The sequence below is a fragment of the Pseudomonas sp. B33.4 genome (genome assembly GCF_034555375.1).
GTDB lineage: Bacteria > Pseudomonadota > Gammaproteobacteria > Pseudomonadales > Pseudomonadaceae > Aquipseudomonas.
In genome coordinates, this window is record NZ_CP140706.1 from 2,857,761 (window position 1) to 2,877,040 (window position 19,280).

Consider the following 19,280-nt stretch of genomic DNA (forward strand, 5'->3'; position numbering starts at 1 on the left):
CTCATTCCCTGCAGATGCCTACAACAGGGAAACCCTTCGATGTTCTCAATCAAACAACAATTACCTCGATTGACCCTCGCCGCTGCGTTGGCGATGGGCATCAGTCCATGGGCGGCGGTGGCCCAGGAATCGGCAGCGGCGATGTTCACCTTCGACATTGCCAGCGGGCCGCTCGACGAAGTGCTGCTGGACATCTCGCGGCAGAGCGGCGTACCGATTTCTTTCAGTCAGCAACTGGTACAAGGCAAACGCAGTGCGGCGGTGCGCGGGGTTTTGGGCGGTCGTCAGGCGGTGGAAAAGGCCTTGCTTGGCAGCGGTCTGCAAGTCGAACAAAGCGCCCAGGGTTTAACGGTTCGCGCGGCCGATGTGCCGGCGAAAGTCACCGCCGTAGCGCCGGTCACCAGCGCCGATTACCGCATGGAAAAAGTCACTGTGACCGGTTCGCGCATTGCCCGCGCGCAGAGTGATGGCGCCACGCCGGTCAACGTCATCACCCACGAGGAAATGGAAGCGCGCGGCTACAAAAACGTCTACGACGCCCTGGCGACGCAGACGCAAAACACCGGCATGACCCAAGGCGAAGATTACGGCAACACCTGGCAGCCGGCGGCCAGCGCACTCAACCTGCGCGGCCTCGGTCCGAACCATACGCTGGTGCTGATCAACGGCCGCCGCGTCGCCGACTATCCGACGCCGTACGACGGCAAGGTCAACTTCACCAACCTGGCGAATATTCCGTCGGCGGTCATCGAGCGCATCGAAATCCTCAGCAGCGGTGCCTCGGCGATTTACGGTTCGGACGCGATCGCCGGGGTGGTCAACATCATCCTCAAAGACAAGATCAACGGCGTCGACGTCAACCTCAAGGGCGGCACCAGCGAACGCGGCGGCGGTGACAATCAGCGCTTGCAGATCAGCGGTGGCGGCAGTTGGGGCGACTTCGACGGCCTGTTCGGCCTGGAGCTGACCAACCGCGATCCGATCTGGGCCGATGACCGTGGTTTCATGCAAAGCGGTCCGCTGGCGGATGTCGGTTACCGCCGCGACCTGACCAATAGTCGCTATCTCGGACCGGGCTGCGGCGCCTACCAAGGCACCTTCGACAACAAACTGGTCAACAGCGGCGGGCGCTGCCGTACCGATCAGATGTACAACGACTACTGGACCGTGCAGACCCAGAAGGAAAACTACGACGGCTATACCCGTGGCACCTGGCATTTCAGCGACAGCGGCCAGGTCTTCGCCGATTTGATGTACGGCCTCGACCACATCCAGAACAACACGCGCGGGCCGACCTTCACCTCGCCGGATTTCATCAACCAGAACAGCGGCAATCTGGAACGCTGGTATCGCCGTTTCGGTGAGGAAGAAATTGGCGGGCGCACCAGCAACAACAGCAAGTGGCGCGACACCTCGTGGACCGGCACCCTCGGTCTCTCGGACAAGATTGCCGACACCGGTTGGAGCTACGATCTGGCGGCCAATCGCTCGGAATATCGCAGCGTCAGGACCACGCGTTATACGCCACTGTCTTCGATTCAGGATTTCTACCTTGGCCCGCAACTCGGTGTCAGCGGCGGTTACCCGGTGTTTGCTCCGGATGCCTCGCGTCTCGACCGGCCGCTGACACCGCAGGAATGGCAGCAGTTTCGCGGCAACCTGACCCAAAGCAGCAAATCGGTGTCGACCAGTTACAACGCTTCGGTCAATGGTGATCTGTTCGACTTGCCGGCCGGCCCCGTGGGATTCGCCGGGGTGCTGGAGGCGGGCAAACAGGAATACCGCGTCGACCCGGATGATGGACTTAACGACGGCACTTTTTACGGCGTGAGCCCACAGCAAAGTTCCGGTGGCTCGCGCAAACGTTACGCGGCGGGCGGCGAGTTCAGCATTCCGGTCACTGACACCGTGCTGGCGACGGCGGCGGGGCGCTGGGATCAGTACAAATTCAGCGGCCGCACCGAGCAGCAGAAGACTTACAACCTGGGGCTGGAATGGCGCCCGGTGACCAGCCTGTTGCTGCGCGGCAGTTACGGCACCAGTTTCCGCGCACCGGATCTGAACTACATCTATCAATCCGACAGCAACGGCTACTATCCGGCGCAGATCGATTACTACGGTTGCAGCCAGGGCGTGGAGGGCGCGTGTGATCGCGGGCGCGTCGATTACACCCAGAGTGGCACCGCTGATCTGGAGTCCGAACGTGGCAAATCGTGGACCTACGGGTTCGTCTGGTCACCGTCGCGCAACTTCGATTTCTCCACCGATTTCTGGCGCGTCGAGATCGACGATTTGCTGACCACCGTCGATGAAAACCGCTTGCTGCAACAAGAGAACGAGTGCCGCAACGGCACCCAGGACATCAACTCGGCCAATTGCCAGTCGACCCTGGCGCGCATTGATCGTAACGCCGGCAATGCCGCGGTCGATCCGAACCAGTTGAATCGCGTGCGGGTCAACGCGATCAACGCCGCGAGCGAGCGGGTCAGCGGCCTGGACTTCAAGAGCAATATCCGCTGGGGCGCCGGGCAATACGGCGCGTTCAGTTCGGCGCTGGGTTACACCCTGGTGTTGTCGCATTACTACAAGGAATCGGAAGAAGCGCCGACGCAAGACTTGCGTACCTCGCGCACCAATTACGACTGGCGCAGCAAGGTCAACGCCAGTCTCACCTGGGATTACCAGAAAGCCACGGCGACGCTGATGGGCATTCGTTACGGCTCGGTGACCAACGGTGCAGGGGACGGGCGCCTGTCGCCTTGGACGGTGTTCAACGCCAGTGCGCGTTACAAGCTCAATGACCGCGCGAGCGTCGGGCTGACCGTGAACAACGTGCTCAATCAGATCAAACACGATGACTCGGCGGGCTGGCCGTATTACCCGACCGGCAACTATGACCCGTATGGACGGCAGTGGTGGCTGGATGTGAGTTATCACTTCGGCGGCTGATGGCAGGAATCTCGCGTTGACGTCCTACGGAAAATGGCGGGTTTTGCGGCAAGCAGGGGATATTTCCGACGACTTTTTCAGGTTGGTCGTCGGAAGCGCGATCTATAGCATCGGACCTGACATTGAAGTCGCTGAGCGGCTTGATCGCTCAGGCTCCCAGATCAAGGATCTATTATGCGTACCCCACATATCGAGCATGAAACCCCTGTTTATTCCCTGCGCAACTTCTGGATCGACGATCGCGCCAGATGCCCCATGGAGGATGTCGCGATGTCCACATCAAAAGCACCCCGGCTGACGGTGCTGAAGAAGGCTGAGGGAAAACCTGTCGATTTGCTCGTGCATGGCCGGGACCTCGGTGACGATGCCATGCTGATTGTCCGCCTTACCGACGAGGGCTTTGAGCTGAGCGACGTCGTCAACATGCTTTCAACTTCCGAAATGTACCTGCGCGAAGACATGGTCAAACGCATCACCGGCAAATCTGTCAGAACCGTGCAGCGGCTGTTGAAGGAAGGCAAACCGGTACGGCTTGACTCGCAACAGAGTGTCGTCGCCTACCAATATGCGCTGGTGCTGGAGATGGCCACTCAGGCGTTCGGGGGGCTGCCACAGGCGGAAATATGGATGCAGAAGTCCACCCCTTACCTTAACGGCTACGTGCCATTGGAATTGACTCACCATCCACTGGGCTTCCAGATGGTCGAACAATACTTGTGTCGGCTCCTGTACGGGGGTTACCCATGAATCCCTTGCCCTGGGAAGGGCACTGGTATGGCTGGCGCCTGGATCAGGAGGCCTACGGAGATACGTGGGACAGCGGGATGGGTTCAAAACTGAAAGGCGGTCGATGGAATGCGCCTGGCCGGCGAGTCGTCTATGCATCTGTCGACCCGTCCTCGGCCATTCTGGAGGTGGCAGCCAATAATAGTTTTGATGCACTGGACAGAGAGCCTTATGTGCTGACGTGCTTTGAGGTCATCGGCGATGCGCGGGTCAAAGTCGTTCAGCCCGAAGAGGTGCCGAATCCTTACTGGTTGAGTCCCGCGTGGCCGTCGCCCAATCAACAACGGTTTGCCGACGCTTTACTGGATGAGCATCCGTTTGTCCTGATTCCCTCGGCGGCAACCCGCCACTCGTGGAATCTGCTGGTGAGCTGCGACCTCGCAGAGGGGCAGTTCAAAATGGTCTCTCAAGAACGTTTTGGCCTGGATACACGGTTGCTGAGGGAGATGGCATCGGCTTGATAACAAGGCATGGCTTTTTTTGCATAACCTCAGCACCCAACAGTCTAAATCGCCCTCTATAAATCCTTATTCGTCATCGCACATCCCTGCATAAACCAAAACGCAGGGATGGCTGTTCATGATTCAGTTTTCACCCGTCAAATCACCTTTGAGCCTGGCCTTGCTGCTGGCAATCAACACACTGCCGGCGATCGCCGCCGACAGCACGGCAACCGAACCGACCACCCAACTGCAACGGGTTGAAGTCACGGGTACAGCAATCCGCCGGGTCGATGCGGAAACCGCAGTGCCGGTCACGATCCTGCGAGTCGAAGAGCTGCGCGAGCAGGGTGTTACTACCACGGAGGAGCTGGTCAGTCGCATTTCCGCCAACCAGTCTTCGGTTGGCTCCGGGCGTTCGGTGGGGTCGAGCAGTGGCGGTGCGTCTTACGCGGATCTGCGCGGCATCGGCGCTAACAAAACCTTGGTGCTGCTCAACGGACGGCGTTTGAGCAATAACGCCACCAACGCAATCAATGGCTCCGGTGTCGACCTCAACACCATTCCGTTCGCGGCCATCGACCGCGTCGAAGTGCTGCGCGATGGCGCCTCGGCGCTGTACGGCACCGATGCGATTGGCGGGGTGATCAACTTCATCACCAAAACCAGTCTCACCGAAGGGCAGATCAGCAGCAACTACGACACGCCGACGCATTCGGGAGGCGGTGAAAGCCGCAACTTCAGCGGCAGTTGGGGATTCGGTGATTTGCAGGATGATCGCTTCAACGTGTTCGGCGTGGTCAGCTACGACAAACAGCAACGCCTGGCCGCCGAAGATCGCGGTTACACCTACAACTATCAGCCGAATCGTGGACTCGATTACACCTCCGGCACCGCCTCGCCAGCCAACTGGAGTCAGGGCAGCAATGCCACCAACCCTTTGGCCGGTTCCGGCTGCAACGCACCGGGTTTGCTGGCGCGCAACGGCATCTGCCGGCAGAGCCTGTGGAACTACCTCGATCTGGTGCCGGAAACCGAAAAGACCTCGGCCTTCGCCAAAGCCACCGGCAAGCTGTCGGACGATCACAACGTCAGCCTCGAATACTTTTGGGCGCGCAATGAAAACCGCACGCAAATCGGCCCCGGCACGTTGATGGGCAATCAGGTCAATCCCGGCACGGCGTTCTATCCGGGTAACGGCATCACGCCAGGGCCGAACGGCTTCGCTCTCGATCCGACGCAACCGGTCGACGTCAACTGGCGTGAAACCGCCGTTGGCGCGCGCCAGCATGAGGACGACAACACCAGTCAGCGCTTGCTCTTGAGTTTCGACGGCACGCTCGCCGGCTGGGATTACAACCTCGGCGCTTCGTACAATCAGAACAAAGTGATCAACAGCATTCAGGATGGCTACGTCAACGACCGCGCGGTCAGCGCCGGCATTGCCAACGGCGTGATCAACCCGTTCGGTCCGCAGACAGCTGCCGGTTCGGCGCTTCTGGCGGCCAACGCGGTGGACGGTGATTACGCCACGGCGGTCGGGCGGGTCAAGGCCATCGACGGGCGCATCAGCCGCGAGATCGGCGACTGGTTCGGTGCCGGTCCTTCGGCATTGGCGCTGGGTGGCGAGTATCGCAAGGAAGACTTCCATCAGGATTTCGCCGCATTTGCCGGCGACGTGCAAAGCCTCGGTGTTGATCCGAACGGCAGTGTCGCCGGGGACCGCAGCGTCTCGGCCGAATACGCCGAGGTCAATGTGCCGGTGCTCGACAGCCTCGAACTGTCCGCCGCCGTACGCCACGACAAGTACAGCGACTTCGGCAGCACCACTAACCCGAAATACTCGTTCCGCTTCCAGCCATTCAAGGAACTGGTGGTGCGCGGCGCCTACAGCGAAGGGTTTCGCGCGCCGTCGCTGTATGAGCTGTACAACCCGACGTTCAGCAGTTTCACCAACGCCAACTACAACGACCCGCGTTTGTGCGCGGGCGGTAATCCGAGCAATGGCGGCATCGCCAACCGTGATTGCGCGCAGCAGTTCAATCGCACCAGCGGCGGCAATACTGACCTGAGTCCGGAAACCGCGCGTAACGTCACCCTCGGGTTTGTCTATCAGCCGTTCGAGCGCCTGAGCGCCGGGCTGGATTTCTGGTGGATCGACATCGCCAACCAGATTGCCGAGTTCCCCGAATCGGCGGTGTTCGAGAATCCTGAGCTGTACCCGGATCGTTTGGTGCGCAAGGCGGATGGCTCCATCGATCACATCGTCACCGGGCTGGCCAACCTCGGCAAGATCAAGACCAACGGCGTCGATGTGAGCTTCGATTACCGTTTGCCGAGCACACCGTACGGCAATTTCGGCATCGGCCTGCAAGGCACTTACGTCACTCGTTATGACTACCAGCAACAGCTCAAGGGCGACTACATCGACAAGCTCGGCGATTTCCGAGGCGGTGATTTTGCGTCGGCGGGTGCCGTGGCGCGCTGGCGCCACAGCCTGACCGGCAGCTGGAATTACGGACCGTTCGGCGCGGCCCTGACCAACCGCTACACCAGCGGCTATCACGACTCTGATCGCGACACTCACGACTATGTCGGCTCCTACAACGTCTGGGATCTGGCTGGCACCTACACCTGGCGCAAGACCCTGAGCGTGACCCTCGGCGCGAAAAACCTGTTCGACCGCGAACCACCGTTCAGCAACCAGACCTACACGTTCCAGAGCGGCTACGACCCGAAATATGGCGACCCGTTTGGGCGGACGCTGTACACGCGAGTCAGTTACAAGTTTTGAGAATGATCAGTGATGGCCGGTTTTAGTCACCTATCGATCTAAAGCCTGCCCTATAAAAATCGCCGGCCTGTTGCACATCACAGGTAGGCAGGAAATGGGGTGACTGTTCCGGCGTTATCGCGAGCAGGCTCACTCCTACAGTGGATTTGTGTTCACCGCAGACCCTTGTAGGAGTGAGCCTGCTCGCGATGAAGCCAGTAGCAGCACCGAGTAAAAGGATCTGCCCATGTTCTCAAGGCTCATTTTATTCAGCGCTTTTGCGCTTTTAACCCCGCTCAGTTTGGCCGCCCCGCAACCGGCGTTAACGGTCTACGGCGAACCCGCCAAATACGCTCCCGACTTCCAGCACCTGGCCTACGCCAATCCCGACGCACCGAAGGGCGGCAGCCTGCGTCGCTCTTCGCTGGAAAGCGGGCCGTTCGATCACCTGATTCCCTACACCGACAAAGGCACTGGCGTGGCCGACATTGATGGCTGGCTCTACGCGCCACTGGCCTATCGCAGCAAGGACGAACCCTACAGCGTCTACGGTCTGGTGGCGCAGCAGATGGAGCTGGACCCGGATCGCCGCTGGCTGCGTTTCTACCTGAACCCGGCAGCGCGTTTCGACGACGGCACGCCGATCACCGCCGAAGACGTGCGCTACACCTTCGAACTGTTCACCACTCAGGGCAGCCTGAAATACCGCCAGCAGTTTCGCGATGTCGCCGAGGTTGTCGTCGAGTCGCCGACGCAAGTGCGCTTCCTCTTCAAGAACAACGACAGCCGCACCTTGCCGCTGGATCTGGCGACACTGCCAGTGCTGCCCGAACATTGGTGGCGTACGCGGGATTTTGCCGAGGGCGGCGGTTTCGAGGTTCCGCCGGGCAGCGGCCCGTACCGCATCAGCGCGGTGGATGCCGGGCGCAGCGTGAAATTTCAACGGGTGCAGGACTGGTGGGCCAAGGACCTGCCGATCACACGCGGCCTCTACAACTTTGATCACTTAAGCGTGGAGTTCTTCGCCGACACCGACGTGTCGCGGCAGGTACTCAAGGCCGGCGGCTTCGATTACAACCGCGAATTCTCCGCCACCAGTTTCACCATCGGCTACGCGGGTGCTGCACTCGAGCAAGGCAAACTGCTCCGTGAGCACCTCGCGCCCGGTGCTGCGCAAGGTGCGCAGGGCTTTGTGTTCAACCTGCAAAAACCACTGTTTCAGGATCGTCGGGTGCGTCAGGCGATCGCCATGCTCTGGGATTTCGAATGGAGCAACCGGCAGATGATGCGCAGCATGTACCTGCGTCAGCGCAGCTACTTCTCCCACAGCGCACTGGCGGCCACTGCATTGCCGGATGCCGAAGAGTTGAAGATTCTTGAGCCGTTGCGCGGGCAGATTCCCGATGAAGTGTTCACTACGGTGTTTGAACCACCGAAAACCGACGGCAGTGGCAACATCCGCGCCGAACAATTGCAGGCACTGAAACTGCTCGAAGCCGCTGGCTGGAAACCTCAGGGCGATCAGTTGGTGAATGCCAGTGGCGAGCCGCTGCACTTCACCTTTCTCAATGGCCAGAAAGGTTTCGAGCGACTGTTGCTACCGTTCAAACGCAACCTCGCGCAGATCGGCATCGGCTTCGATATCCGCCAGGTCGACACCGCGCAATACACCAACCGCGTGCGCAATCGCGATTACGACATGATCGTCGCCGGCTACCCGGTGAGTCAGGCACCGGGGCGCGAGATGTTCAATTACTTCGGCTCCGACGGCGCCGCTGATCCCGGCTCGAACAATTACATGGTGCTGCGCGATCCGGCCGTCGATGCTCTGCTCGAAGGGCTGGTGCAGGCCGACAACCGCCAGAGCCTGCTGCGCCATGCTCATGCGCTGGATCGGGTATTGCAGTGGGGCTATTACTGGGTGCCCAACTATTACCCGCCGGGGATTTCCACGGTGTGGTGGAACCGCTTCGGCCGACCGGCGATTGCGCCGTTGTACGACGCCGGTCTCGATAGCTGGTGGGAAATCAGCCCGACAGCTCTGAGCACGAACCAGATGCACAAGGAGTACGGCCATGTGGGGTTATAGCCTGCGGCGCCTGCTGCTGATCGTGCCGACGTTGCTGGCGATCCTGTTGGTCAATTTCGTTATCGTCCAAGCCGCGCCCGGTGGCCCGGTGGAGCAGGCCATCGCGCGCTTGCAGGGGATCGGCGTGGGCGCGGCGGTGGGTTCCAGCCATGTCGAAACCGTTGGAGGTGAATCCCGCGCGACTCGAGGGCTGGACCCGAAACTGCTGGCCGATATCGAGCGCCAGTACGGCTTCGACAAACCGCCCAGCGAGCGTTTGTGGCTGATGCTCAAAAGCTATGCGCAACTGGATTTCGGCCAGAGTTTCTTTCGCGGTGCCAGCGTCACCGAACTGATCTGGCAGAAACTGCCGGTGACCTTGTCGCTGGGCGTGTGGGCGACACTGATCACCTATCTGGTGTCGATTCCCCTGGGCATTCGCAAAGCCGTGCACAACGGCTCGGCATTCGATGTCTGGAGCAGCGTGGCGATCATCATCGGTTATGCGCTGCCGGGGTTTCTCTTCGCGCTGTTGTTGATCGTGGTCTTTGCCGGTGGCACCGCGCTGGACTGGTTTCCGGTGCGCGGGCTGGTCTCGGACAACTTCGCCGAGCTGTCGCCGTGGGCCAAAGTGGCTGACTATTTCTGGCACCTGGTGTTGCCGGTGATTGCTTTGGTCATCGGCGGTTTCGCGACGTTGACCATCCTGACCAAGAACAGCTTTCTCAACGAGATCTCGCGTCTGTATGTGGTGACCGCGCGCGCCAAGGGCCTGAGTGAAAAGCAGGTGTTGTACGGCCATGTGTTTCGCAATGCGATGCTGCTGGTCGTCGCCGGTTTGCCCCAAGCCTTGGTGACGGTGTTCTTCGGTGGCTCGCTGCTGATTGAAGTGATCTTTTCCCTCGATGGCCTCGGGCGCCTCAGTTACGAAGCGGCAGTGGTGCGCGACTATCCGGTGGTATTCGGCTCGCTGTTCATCTTCACCCTGTTCGGCCTGCTGATAAAACTGCTCGGCGACCTTTGCTACACGCTGGTCGACCCGCGCATCGACTTCACCGCGAGGGCTGCCTGATGCTGACGTTATCTCCAATCGGTCAGCGCCGCTGGGCACGGTTCAAGGCACATCGGCGCGGCTGGTGGTCGTTGTGGCTGTTTCTCGCGCTGTTCGGCCTGAGCCTCGGCGGTGAGCTGGTGGCCAATGACAAGCCGCTGCTGGTGGCGTACCAGGGCCAATGGTATTTCCCGGCGTTCAAGCGTTACACCGAGCAGGATTTCGGCGGCGAGCTGCCGTTTCAGCCGGACTATCGCAGCGCGCAGGTGCGGCAGTTGATCGAGGGGCAGGGCGGGCGGCTGTGGTTTGCGCCGATTCCGTTCGCGTTCGACACGGTCAATTACGACCTGACGGAACCGGCACCGAGTCCGCCCAGTGGCGACAACTGGCTGGGCACTGATGACCAGGCGCGGGACGTGCTGGCGCGGGTGATTTTCGGCACGCGCGTGTCGCTGCTGTTTGCCTTGGCGCTGACGGCAGCGAGTGCGCTGATCGGCATCGCCGCCGGCGCATTGCAGGGTTACTACGGCGGTTGGGTCGACCTGATCGGTCAGCGCTTGCTGGAGGTCTGGTCGGGGCTGCCGGTGTTGTACCTGCTGATCATTCTGTCCGGGTTTGTCGAGCCGAACTTCTGGTGGTTGCTGGGGATCATGGCGCTGTTTTCCTGGTTGAGCCTGGTCGATGTGGTGCGGGCCGAGTTCCTGCGCAGTCGCGGTCTGGAGTACGTGAAAGCCGCGCGGGCGCTGGGGGTCGGCGATGCGCAGGTGATCGTTCGGCACATCCTGCCCAATGCCATGAGCGCGACGCTGACTTATCTGCCGTTCATTCTCACCGGAGCGATCGCGACCTTGTCGGCGCTGGATTTTCTCGGTTTCGGTATGCCGGCCGGCAGTGCTTCGCTGGGTGAGTTGATCGGCCAGGGCAAGAGCAACCTGCAAGCGCCGTGGCTCGGTTTGACCGCGTTCTTTGCCTTGGCGCTGATTCTTTCGCTGCTGGTATTCATCGGCGAAGCCTGCCGCGATGCGTTTGATCCGAGGACTTGATATGCCTGAACATCTGATCGAAATACGCGACCTGCGCGTCGCCTTCAATGGCCAGCCTGTGGTGCATGGCATCGACCTCGATATCCGCCCCGGCGAGTGCCTGGCGCTGGTCGGCGAATCCGGCTCGGGTAAATCGGTGACGGCGCACAGTATTCTGCAATTGCTTGACCCGGCCATCACGCGGATCGACGGCAGCATCCGTTATGCCGGCGAGGAGCTGCTCGGTGTGCATGAACGCTATCTGCGGCAACTGCGCGGTCACCGCATCGCGATGATTTTTCAGGAACCGATGAGCTCGCTGAACCCTTTGCACACGATTGAGCGACAACTGGGTGAAAGCCTTGCGCTGCACAAAGGTCTGGCCGGGGCGGCGGCGCGCCAACGGATTCTGCAGTTGCTCGAATTGGTCGGCATTCAACGCCCGCGCGAACGGCTCAAGGCCTATCCGCATCAGCTGTCGGGCGGCCAGCGGCAACGGGTGATGATTGCCATGGCGCTGGCGTGCGAGCCACAGTTGCTGATCGCTGACGAGCCGACCACCGCGCTGGACGTGACCGTGCAACGCAAGATTCTGTTGCTGCTCAAAGAACTGCAGGAGCGGCTGGGCATGGCGTTGCTGATCATCAGTCATGACCTGAATCTGGTGCGCAATATCGCTCAGCGGGTGGCGGTGATGCGCGGCGGGGTGATTGTCGAACAGGCGTCGTGTGCACAGTTGTTCAGCGCGCCGCAGCATCCTTATAGCGTCGAGTTGCTCAATGCCGAACCGGGTGGCGAAGCGTTGTGCCGGGAGCCTGCGGAAGATTTGCTGCAGGTGCGCGATCTTAATGTGCGCTTCCGTCTGGGCGGTGGATGGCTGCGCGCGAAGTCGTATTTGCACGCGGTCAACGGCATTGACTTGAATCTCCAGCGCGGTAAAACCTTGGGGATCGTCGGCGAATCCGGTTCCGGCAAGTCGACGCTGGGCCAGGCGATTCTGCGTTTGCTTGATGCCCAAGGCAGTATTCGCTTTCAAGGCGAGGCACTGGAGCACTTGAGCGGTAAACAGCTCCGGCCGCTGCGCAAACGCCTGCAAGTGGTGTTTCAGGATCCGTTCGGCAGCCTCAGTCCGCGCCTGTGCGTGGAGCAGATCATCGCCGAAGGTCTACAGGTGCACAGCGATTTGAATGCCAGTGAGCGCGAGAGGGCGGTGATTGATGTCCTGCGCGAAGTCGGTCTCGACCCGGCAACGCGACATCGCTATCCCCACGAGTTTTCCGGTGGTCAGCGACAACGCATCGCCATTGCCCGGGCGCTGGTGCTCAAACCGGATCTGATATTGCTCGATGAACCGACCTCGGCCCTGGATCGCACGGTGCAAAAACAGATCGTCGCGTTGTTGCGACGTTTGCAGGCGGAACACGGCCTGACTTACCTGTTTATCAGCCACGATCTGGCGGTGGTGCGCGCGTTGGCGCATGACTTGATTGTGATGAAGGACGGTCAGGTGGTGGAGCGTGGCGAGACGAATGCGCTGTTTCATGCGGCGCAGCATCCGTATACCCGAGAATTGCTGGCCGCCTCATACACGGCTTGACCCCTGTAGGAGCTGTCGAGTGAAACGAGGCTGCGATCTTTTGACTTTGGGTTTGAAAAAAACAAGGTCAAAAGATCGCAGCGTGCCGCAGCTCCTACCGGGCCAAAACGCAAGAATCCCGCCATGAAGGCGGGATTCTTTTGTCACTGAACGCGCTATTACGACGGGAACAGCTCGGACAGTTTCATCGACAGCATCATGTCGCCTTCAACGCGCAGCTTGCCGCCCATGAAAGCCTGCATGCCGTCGGTTTCGCCGCTGACGATACCTTTCAGGGTTTCGCTATCCAGTACCAGCGTGCAGTTGGCGTCCGGGTTTTCGCCTTCCTGGATGTCGCAAGTGCCGTCTTTGACGATCAGCGAGTACTGCTTGTCTTCGTCGGTGATGTTGAAACCGAAAACCAGATCCAGACCGGCAGCAGCGGCTGGGTTGAACTTGGCTTGCATTGCTTTTACGGCATCAGCTACGGAGGTCATGGTTCGATCCTTATGAGGTTGATTACAGCAAGGTTCACAGTTATCCGGACTCAGCGAAAAGTGATGAGTTCCGGAGCCTTCAACAGTTGCAGGTGTGCGTGACTGTTGAAGGAAGCCAGAGCCACCTCGCGACCGCGGAACTTCAGCTGGTTGAGCGAGGTGTTGACGATTTGCCAGTTCAATTCAAAGGCCTGTCTGGCAGGCATTTGCGTAATGAGATGGAGCAGGGCAGTGATGGTGCCGCCGGAGGTGAACACGGCGATTTTCTGGTTTTTATCGGCCAGATCCAGAATTCGGTGCAGCCCGGCCTGGACGCGTTCGACGAAACCCAGCCAGCTTTCCAGCCCCGGCGTGTCGTAAGTGCCGGCCAGCCAGCGTTCGATGATCAGGGCAAAAATGCGTTGGAACTCGCCACGGTTCTGCGCGGCGTTGCGCAGGATGTCGAGCGCTTCCGGTTCGTCCGCCAGCATGTCCGGGAGCAGGGCGCGGATGACCGCGTCGGCATCGAATTCGTTGAAGGCAGAATCGGTCTCCAGGATCGGCACCGGCAGGCCTTTGGCGGTGAACTGTTCGAGCGCGCTGGTGGCCGTGTGCTGTTGACGGCGCAGGTCTCCGGCGAGGCAGCGATCGAAGCTGATCCCCAGTTCAGCGAGGTGCTGACCGAGGATTTCTGCCTGACGCACACCGGTCGGCGACAGGACGTCATAGTCGTCTGCACCAAAGGAGGCCTGGCCATGTCGAATCAAGTAGATACTGCCCACGTCCGCGTCATCCCGGTACGTTGAAGGTTTGGCGAGGTTATGAGGATGGCGGGGAGCTGTCAATGAAAAAACATACGCTTGTTTGAAATGCCCGTTACAGGGGTGTTGCCAGAGGTTTCACGGCTGGCCGATGAGCCGGCGCATGGGTATGCTGGAACCATCCCGCGTGTGTTTCACATCCACGCACTGTTCTAAGGAGTCTCTGTGGAGTTTTTCACCGAATACGCCAGCTTCCTGGCCAAGACCGTCACCCTGGTGATCGCCATTCTGGTGGTGCTCGCCAGTTTTGCCGCATTGCGCAGCAAAGGCCGGCGCAAGTCGGCCGGTCAGTTGCAGGTCAGCAAGCTCAATGATTTCTACAAGGGCCTGCGTGAGCGCCTGGAGCAGACCTTGCTCGACAAGGATCAGCTCAAGGCTTTGCGCAAGGGCGAAGCCAAGTCCGAGAAAAGCGAGAAGAAGCAGAAGAACAAGCCCGAGGCCAAACCTCGCGTGTTCGTGCTGGATTTCGACGGCGACATCAAGGCCTCGGCCACCGAAAGCCTGCGCCATGAAATCACCGCGCTGCTGACCCTCGCTACAGCCAAGGACGAAGTGGTCCTGCGTCTGGAAAGTGGCGGCGGCATGGTCCACAGCTACGGCCTGGCGTCGTCGCAACTGGCGCGTATTCGCGAGGCCGGCGTGCCGTTGACCGTGTGCATCGACAAGGTCGCGGCCAGTGGCGGCTACATGATGGCGTGCATCGGCGAGAAGATCATCAGCGCGCCGTTCGCGATCCTCGGTTCGATCGGCGTTGTGGCGCAGTTGCCTAACGTCAATCGCTTGCTGAAGAAGCATGACATCGACTTTGAAGTGCTCACTGCCGGCGAGTACAAACGCACTCTGACGGTGTTTGGCGAAAACACCGAGAAGGGTCGGGAGAAGTTCCAGGAAGACCTGGACATCACTCATCAACTGTTCAAGAACTTCGTCGCCCGCTATCGCCCGCAACTGGCGATTGACGATGTCGCCACCGGTGAAGTCTGGCTCGGCGTCGCGGCGCTGGATAAGCAATTGGTCGATGAACTGAAGACCAGCGATGAATACCTGGCAGACCGGGCGAAGAAGGCCGAGGTCTATCACCTGCACTATGCAGAACGCAAAAGCCTGCAAGAGCGCATTGGCATGGCCGCCAGCGGTTCGGTTGACCGCGTACTGCTGAGCTGGTGGAGCCGTCTGACCCAGCAACGCTTCTGGTAAATCGAACAGGCATAAAAAAACGCCGGTCACATGACCGGCGTTTTTTTGTCTGCACTAAACCTTCAGCGGCGACGGAACAGCGGCAGCGGTTCGTCAGTGGCGGCCTGATAGGTCACCGAGAAGTCCTTGAGACCTTCAAGGGCTTCGTACGGGTCTTTATCCGGGCGCACGGCAAAGGCATCAAAGCCACAGCGGTGCATGTAGAACAGCTGATCGCGCAGCACGTCGCCAATCGCCCGCAGTTCGCCTTTGAAACCGTAACGGTCACGCAGCAGACGGGCGTTGGAGTAGTTGCGGCCGTCGGTGAACGCCGGGAAATTCAGGGCAATCACCTGAAACTCGGCGACGTCTTCACCGATTTCCTCGGCTTCTTCGTCGGCGTCCAGCCACACACCCAGACCGCCATCGCGGGCCTTGAGCATGCGGCTGTGTTCGCGCCACAGTTGCAACGGCACGATCAGGTCGTCGCAGTTGCTGATCTCGTCGATATTGAAATCCTTGGGCAGCAAGTGCCAGGTTTCGTCGACGACCTCGTTGTTCTTAATGATTCGCTGCATAGACGCGTTCCTTGAAGAGGTCGATGCCAATACGCTGATAGGTGTCGATGAAGCGCTCGTCTTCGGTACGTTGTTCAACGTACACGTCGATCAGCTTCGAGATCACGTCAGGCATGGCTTCCTGAGCGAAGGACGGGCCGAGGATCTTGCCCAGGCTCGCATCACGGCTGGCGCTGCCGCCGAGGGAGACCTGGTAGAACTCTTCGCCTTTCTTGTCGACGCCGAGGATGCCGATGTGGCCGACGTGGTGGTGACCGCAGGCGTTCATGCAACCGGAAATGTTCAGGTCCAGCTCGCCGATGTCGAACAGGTAGTCCAGGTCGTCGAAACGGCGCTGGATCGATTCGGCAATCGGGATCGACTTGGCGTTGGCCAGCGAGCAGAAATCGCCGCCCGGGCAGCAGATGATGTCGGTCAGCAGGCCGATGTTCGGCGTGGCGAAACCGCCTTCACGCAGTTCGCCCCACAGGGTGAACAGTTGGCTTTGCTCGACGTCGGCCAGAATGATGTTCTGCTCGTGCGAGGTGCGCAGTTGACCGAAGCTGTAGCGGTCGGCCAGATCGGCGACAGCATCGAGCTGCTTGTCGGTGATGTCGCCCGGCGCCACACCGGTCGGTTTCAGCGACAGGGTCACGGCGACATAACCCGGCTTCTTGTGCGCCAGGGTGTTGCGGGTGCGCCAGCGGGCAAAGCCTGGATGCTCTTTGTCGAGATCGGTCAGTTGCGCGGTCTGGTTTTCCAGCGCCTTGTAGTCCGGATCGACGAAGTGTTTGGCCACACGTTGCAATTCGGCGTCGGTCAATGTGGTCTGGCCACCGCGCAGGTGTTCCATTTCCGCATCGACTTTCTGTGCGAACACTTCTGGCGTGAGGGCTTTGACGAGGATCTTGATCCGCGCCTTGTATTTGTTGTCGCGACGGCCATAGCGGTTGTAGACCCGCAGGATAGCGTCGAGGTAGCTCAACAGGTCCTGCCACGGCAGGAACTCGTTGATGAACGCGCCAACCACCGGCGTACGACCGAGGCCACCGCCGACCAGTACGCGGAAGCCCAGTTCGCCAGCGGCGTTGTGCACCGGCTCAAGGCCAATGTCGTGGACTTCAATGGCGGCGCGGTCAGCGGTCGAACCGTTGACGGCGATTTTGAATTTACGCGGCAGGTAGGCGAATTCCGGGTGGAACGTAGTCCACTGACGGACGATCTCGCACCATGGGCGCGGATCGATCACTTCGTCGGCGGCAACACCGGCGAACTGGTCGGTGGTGACGTTGCGCAGGCAGTTGCCGCTGGTCTGGATCGCGTGCATCTGCACGGTGGCCAGTTCCGCCAGGATGTCCGGGATGTCTTCCACCGCCGGCCAGTTGAACTGCACGTTCTGCCGCGTACTGATGTGGGCGTAGCCCTTGTCGTAGTCGCGGGCAATCTTGGCCATCATGCGCATCTGACGCGAAGTCAGTTGGCCGTAAGGCACCGCCACCCGCAACATCGGCGCGAAGCGCTGGATGTAGAGGCCATTTTGCAGGCGCAGGGGGCGGAATTCTTCTTCGCTCAGCTCACCTGCCAGATAGCGTCGGGTCTGATCACGGAACTGCTTGACGCGGTCCTCGATGATCCGCTGATCGTACTCGTCGTATACGTACATATAAGTCCTGTTCTCAGGCTTTGGGCTACTCGGAAAACGCTGCGTTTTCGCTTGCTGAAGTCCGATGGTGCCTCTGCAATTCTGCGCGCACGGCCGCGCGCTCCCTAAGGGAGCCGGGGCAATATACCTGTTTGCAGTTATGCGCAAAAGTGATGTTTGAGTATATGGAAAGAACCAAATCGCCTAACGAGAATGGCTGTCAACTAACCCACATTTGTCGTGCGGACAATCATCGTCTTAACTGTGGTCGAGTCTTTCTGCAATCACCGATAAAACCGACAAGAGGCGATGCAATGAGCAATCCGACCAAGGCAAGAAAAAGCGACAGTAGCGTCGATGCGTGGGCCATTTTGTTCCTGATCATTCTCGTAGTAGGAACAGCGGTATTCTGGGTCAGCCATCAGTAAACGACCCATCCGGGCCCGCGCCCGACGAATTGTCGGACAAAAAACGGGATCAGGCATCAATAGCCGGTGGATCGATGGCTATAATGCGCGGCCATTTTTCCTTGGGCCCGGATGCTTCATGTTCAAGCTCTTCCACATCAGTCTTCTGTTGTTCGGCGCGCTGTTCCAGACCAGCGCGCGGGCCGAGTCTGTGCTGTTTCTGAATCCGGGCTCGACGCAGGAAGCGTTCTGGGTCAGTTATTCGCAATTCATGCAGGCGGCCGCCCGGGATCTGGGTATCGATCTGCAGATCCTTTATTCCCAGCGCCAGCCCGAACTGACCCTGGCGCAGGCACGCCTCGCGTTGCAGGGGCCGAATCGCCCCGAGTATCTGATATTCGTCAATGAACAATACGTCGCCCCGCAGATCCTGCGTCTGGCCGAGAACAGCGGCGTGAAGCTCTTCATGGTCAACGCCGTGCTGACACCTGACCAACAGGCGCTGGTCGGCGAGCGTGACGATCGCATCGGCAGTCTGGTGCCGAACGACGAGGAGGGCGGCTACTTGATGATGAAAGAGCTGATCCGCCTGCATCCGTCTGCGACAGGCACCGAGCCGATTGAAGTGTTGGCGTTCTCCGGGCTGAAAATCACTCCCTCGGCGCAACTGCGCGAGCACGGCATGCAGCGGGCGCTGGCGGAGCATCCACGGCTGCGCTTGCGGCAACTGGTTTACAGCGGCTGGACGCAAGAGCGCGCCTATGAACAGGCGAAACAGCTGTTCGCCCGTTACCCGAAGGTTTCACTGGTGTGGTCGGCCAACGATGAAATGGCTTTCGGAGCGATGCGTGCGTATGCCGAGACGGGCAAAATCCCCGGCAAAGATGCGTTGTTCAGCGCGGTCAATACCTCGCCGGCTGCCTTGCAGGCGTTGGTTGACGGGCGTCTGAGCGCACTGGTCGGTGGACACTTTACCCTGGGCGGCTGGGCGCTGGTCGAATTGCATGACGTTGCGCAAGGCGTCGAACTGGATCGCTACGGCGGCCGTGACCGGCAGATTCCCTTGTTGCAATTGATCGACAAACAGCACGCCCGACAAATGCTGGCCATGGGCAAATCGCCGAACTACGGCGTGGATTTCCGCAAGCTCTCAGCCAAGGGGCAGCCGGATTCCTACCGCTACCCGTTCAGCTTGCAGACGCTGATGCGCTGACCGCGTCAGACCCCGGCGAAATGCAGCACCAGCTTGACGATGGCAAACAGCGTCAACGCAAATACCGCCGTGAACAGAATGCCCAGGATGACGAAATGGCTGGGCTTGCCATGGGTGAAGTCCCTTGCCCGGTTCTTGCCGCTCTGCACCCCGAACGCTGCAGCCATCACGCTGTGCAGCATCTGCCAGAAGGTCGGCGGTTTGTTGTCGACTGGATCGTCCATAAATCCCTCGTCTGCCGTGTGTGTCAGACAAGCATAGCCAACCCTCTGCAGAACACTGCAAAATGAAATGTGGGAAATGGGCAGGAGAGAGGGTTAAGC

At 59.9% G+C, this 19,280-nt stretch carries 15 protein-coding genes; 10 read left to right on the plus strand and 5 right to left on the minus strand.

What is annotated here, in order from left to right:
- Positions 1-39 precede the first annotated feature (39 nt).
- From U6037_RS12600 to U6037_RS12635, 8 genes are all read left to right on the plus strand, one after another.
- Positions 40-2,949, plus strand: a complete 2,910-nt coding sequence (locus tag U6037_RS12600; RefSeq protein ID WP_322846982.1) for a TonB-dependent receptor — start codon at positions 40-42, stop codon at positions 2,947-2,949.
- 270 nt (positions 2,950-3,219) lie between these two features.
- On the plus strand, positions 3,220-3,696 hold the full coding sequence (locus tag U6037_RS12605) for an antitoxin Xre/MbcA/ParS toxin-binding domain-containing protein (RefSeq protein ID WP_322847316.1): 477 nt from the start codon (positions 3,220-3,222) through the stop codon (positions 3,694-3,696).
- On the plus strand, positions 3,693-4,196 hold the full coding sequence (locus U6037_RS12610) for an RES family NAD+ phosphorylase (protein ID WP_322846983.1): 504 nt from the start codon (positions 3,693-3,695) through the stop codon (positions 4,194-4,196). Before U6037_RS12605 ends, U6037_RS12610 begins: the two co-directional genes overlap by 4 nt.
- Positions 4,197-4,314: 118 nt before the next feature.
- The gene (locus tag U6037_RS12615) at positions 4,315-6,969 is read left to right on the plus strand and encodes a TonB-dependent receptor (protein WP_322846984.1); all 2,655 of its coding nucleotides are present in this window, start codon (positions 4,315-4,317) and stop codon (positions 6,967-6,969) included.
- Positions 6,970-7,195: 226 nt separating this feature from the next.
- On the plus strand, positions 7,196-9,037 hold the full coding sequence (locus U6037_RS12620; RefSeq protein WP_322846985.1) for an extracellular solute-binding protein: 1,842 nt from the start codon (positions 7,196-7,198) through the stop codon (positions 9,035-9,037).
- Complete coding sequence (locus U6037_RS12625; protein ID WP_322846986.1) at positions 9,024-10,088, plus strand: microcin C ABC transporter permease YejB; 1,065 nt, start codon at positions 9,024-9,026, stop codon at positions 10,086-10,088. The genes U6037_RS12620 and U6037_RS12625 overlap by 14 nt, the downstream gene beginning before the upstream one ends.
- Positions 10,088-11,110: an ABC transporter permease gene (locus U6037_RS12630; RefSeq protein WP_322846987.1), complete on the plus strand. Its 1,023-nt coding sequence runs from the start codon at positions 10,088-10,090 to the stop codon at positions 11,108-11,110. Before U6037_RS12625 ends, U6037_RS12630 begins: the two co-directional genes overlap by 1 nt.
- A 1-nt stretch (position 11,111) precedes the next feature.
- On the plus strand, positions 11,112-12,686 hold the full coding sequence (locus U6037_RS12635) for an ABC transporter ATP-binding protein (protein ID WP_322846988.1): 1,575 nt from the start codon (positions 11,112-11,114) through the stop codon (positions 12,684-12,686).
- A 158-nt stretch (positions 12,687-12,844) separates the two neighbouring features.
- Here U6037_RS12635 and U6037_RS12640 read toward each other — a convergent pair whose 3' ends face one another.
- Both U6037_RS12640 and U6037_RS12645 read right to left on the minus strand, forming a co-directional pair.
- Positions 12,845-13,162: an SCP2 sterol-binding domain-containing protein gene (locus tag U6037_RS12640; RefSeq protein ID WP_007912567.1), complete on the minus strand. Its 318-nt coding sequence runs from the start codon at positions 13,160-13,162 to the stop codon at positions 12,845-12,847.
- 50 nt (positions 13,163-13,212) lie between these two features.
- On the minus strand, positions 13,213-13,923 hold the full coding sequence (locus U6037_RS12645; protein WP_242207224.1) for a histidine phosphatase family protein: 711 nt from the start codon (positions 13,921-13,923) through the stop codon (positions 13,213-13,215).
- A gap of 204 nt (positions 13,924-14,127) precedes the next feature.
- Between U6037_RS12645 and sohB the strand changes: the two genes are divergently transcribed.
- Positions 14,128-15,159 (plus strand): protease SohB, encoded by a 1,032-nt coding sequence (sohB, locus tag U6037_RS12650; protein ID WP_160058281.1) that lies wholly within the window; start codon positions 14,128-14,130, stop codon positions 15,157-15,159.
- Positions 15,160-15,221: 62 nt separating this feature from the next.
- Here sohB and U6037_RS12655 read toward each other — a convergent pair whose 3' ends face one another.
- Together U6037_RS12655 and U6037_RS12660 are read right to left on the minus strand one after the other, a co-directional pair.
- Positions 15,222-15,716: a DUF934 domain-containing protein gene (locus tag U6037_RS12655; RefSeq protein ID WP_008080464.1), complete on the minus strand. Its 495-nt coding sequence runs from the start codon at positions 15,714-15,716 to the stop codon at positions 15,222-15,224.
- On the minus strand, positions 15,700-17,358 hold the full coding sequence (locus U6037_RS12660) for a nitrite/sulfite reductase (RefSeq protein WP_322846989.1): 1,659 nt from the start codon (positions 17,356-17,358) through the stop codon (positions 15,700-15,702). Before U6037_RS12660 ends, U6037_RS12655 begins: the two co-directional genes overlap by 17 nt.
- Positions 17,359-17,883: 525 nt before the next feature.
- On the opposite strand from U6037_RS12660, the gene U6037_RS12665 reads away from it, so the two are divergent.
- A complete protein-coding gene (locus U6037_RS12665; RefSeq protein ID WP_322846990.1) occupies positions 17,884-18,957 on the plus strand; it encodes an ABC transporter substrate-binding protein in 1,074 nt (357 codons plus the stop codon).
- Between the two features lie 5 nt (positions 18,958-18,962).
- Here the strand turns inward: U6037_RS12665 and U6037_RS12670 are convergent, their stop codons facing one another.
- Entirely contained in the window at positions 18,963-19,181 is a 219-nt protein-coding gene (locus U6037_RS12670; protein WP_077573152.1) for a DUF2970 domain-containing protein, read from the minus strand.
- Positions 19,182-19,280 lie beyond the last annotated feature (99 nt).

Bases quoted from the DNA above. Each gene is read 5' to 3' on its own strand.
- U6037_RS12625 (WP_322846986.1), top strand. From the start codon at position 9,024: ATGTGGGGTTATAGCCTGCGGCGCCTGCTGCTGATCGTGCCGACGTTG.
- U6037_RS12615 (WP_322846984.1), top strand. From the start codon at position 4,315: ATGATTCAGTTTTCACCCGTCAAATCACCTTTGAGCCTGGCCTTGCTG.
- U6037_RS12665 (WP_322846990.1), top strand. From the start codon at position 17,884: ATGTTCAAGCTCTTCCACATCAGTCTTCTGTTGTTCGGCGCGCTGTTC.
- U6037_RS12605 (WP_322847316.1), top strand. From the start codon at position 3,220: ATGTCCACATCAAAAGCACCCCGGCTGACGGTGCTGAAGAAGGCTGAG.
- U6037_RS12660 (WP_322846989.1), bottom strand. From the start codon at position 17,358: ATGTACGTATACGACGAGTACGATCAGCGGATCATCGAGGACCGCGTC.
- U6037_RS12640 (WP_007912567.1), bottom strand. From the start codon at position 13,162: ATGACCTCCGTAGCTGATGCCGTAAAAGCAATGCAAGCCAAGTTCAAC.
- U6037_RS12630 (WP_322846987.1), top strand. From the start codon at position 10,088: ATGCTGACGTTATCTCCAATCGGTCAGCGCCGCTGGGCACGGTTCAAG.
- U6037_RS12600 (WP_322846982.1), top strand. From the start codon at position 40: ATGTTCTCAATCAAACAACAATTACCTCGATTGACCCTCGCCGCTGCG.
- U6037_RS12670 (WP_077573152.1), bottom strand. From the start codon at position 19,181: ATGGACGATCCAGTCGACAACAAACCGCCGACCTTCTGGCAGATGCTG.
- U6037_RS12610 (WP_322846983.1), top strand. From the start codon at position 3,693: ATGAATCCCTTGCCCTGGGAAGGGCACTGGTATGGCTGGCGCCTGGAT.
- U6037_RS12620 (WP_322846985.1), top strand. From the start codon at position 7,196: ATGTTCTCAAGGCTCATTTTATTCAGCGCTTTTGCGCTTTTAACCCCG.
- U6037_RS12635 (WP_322846988.1), top strand. From the start codon at position 11,112: ATGCCTGAACATCTGATCGAAATACGCGACCTGCGCGTCGCCTTCAAT.
- U6037_RS12655 (WP_008080464.1), bottom strand. From the start codon at position 15,716: ATGCAGCGAATCATTAAGAACAACGAGGTCGTCGACGAAACCTGGCAC.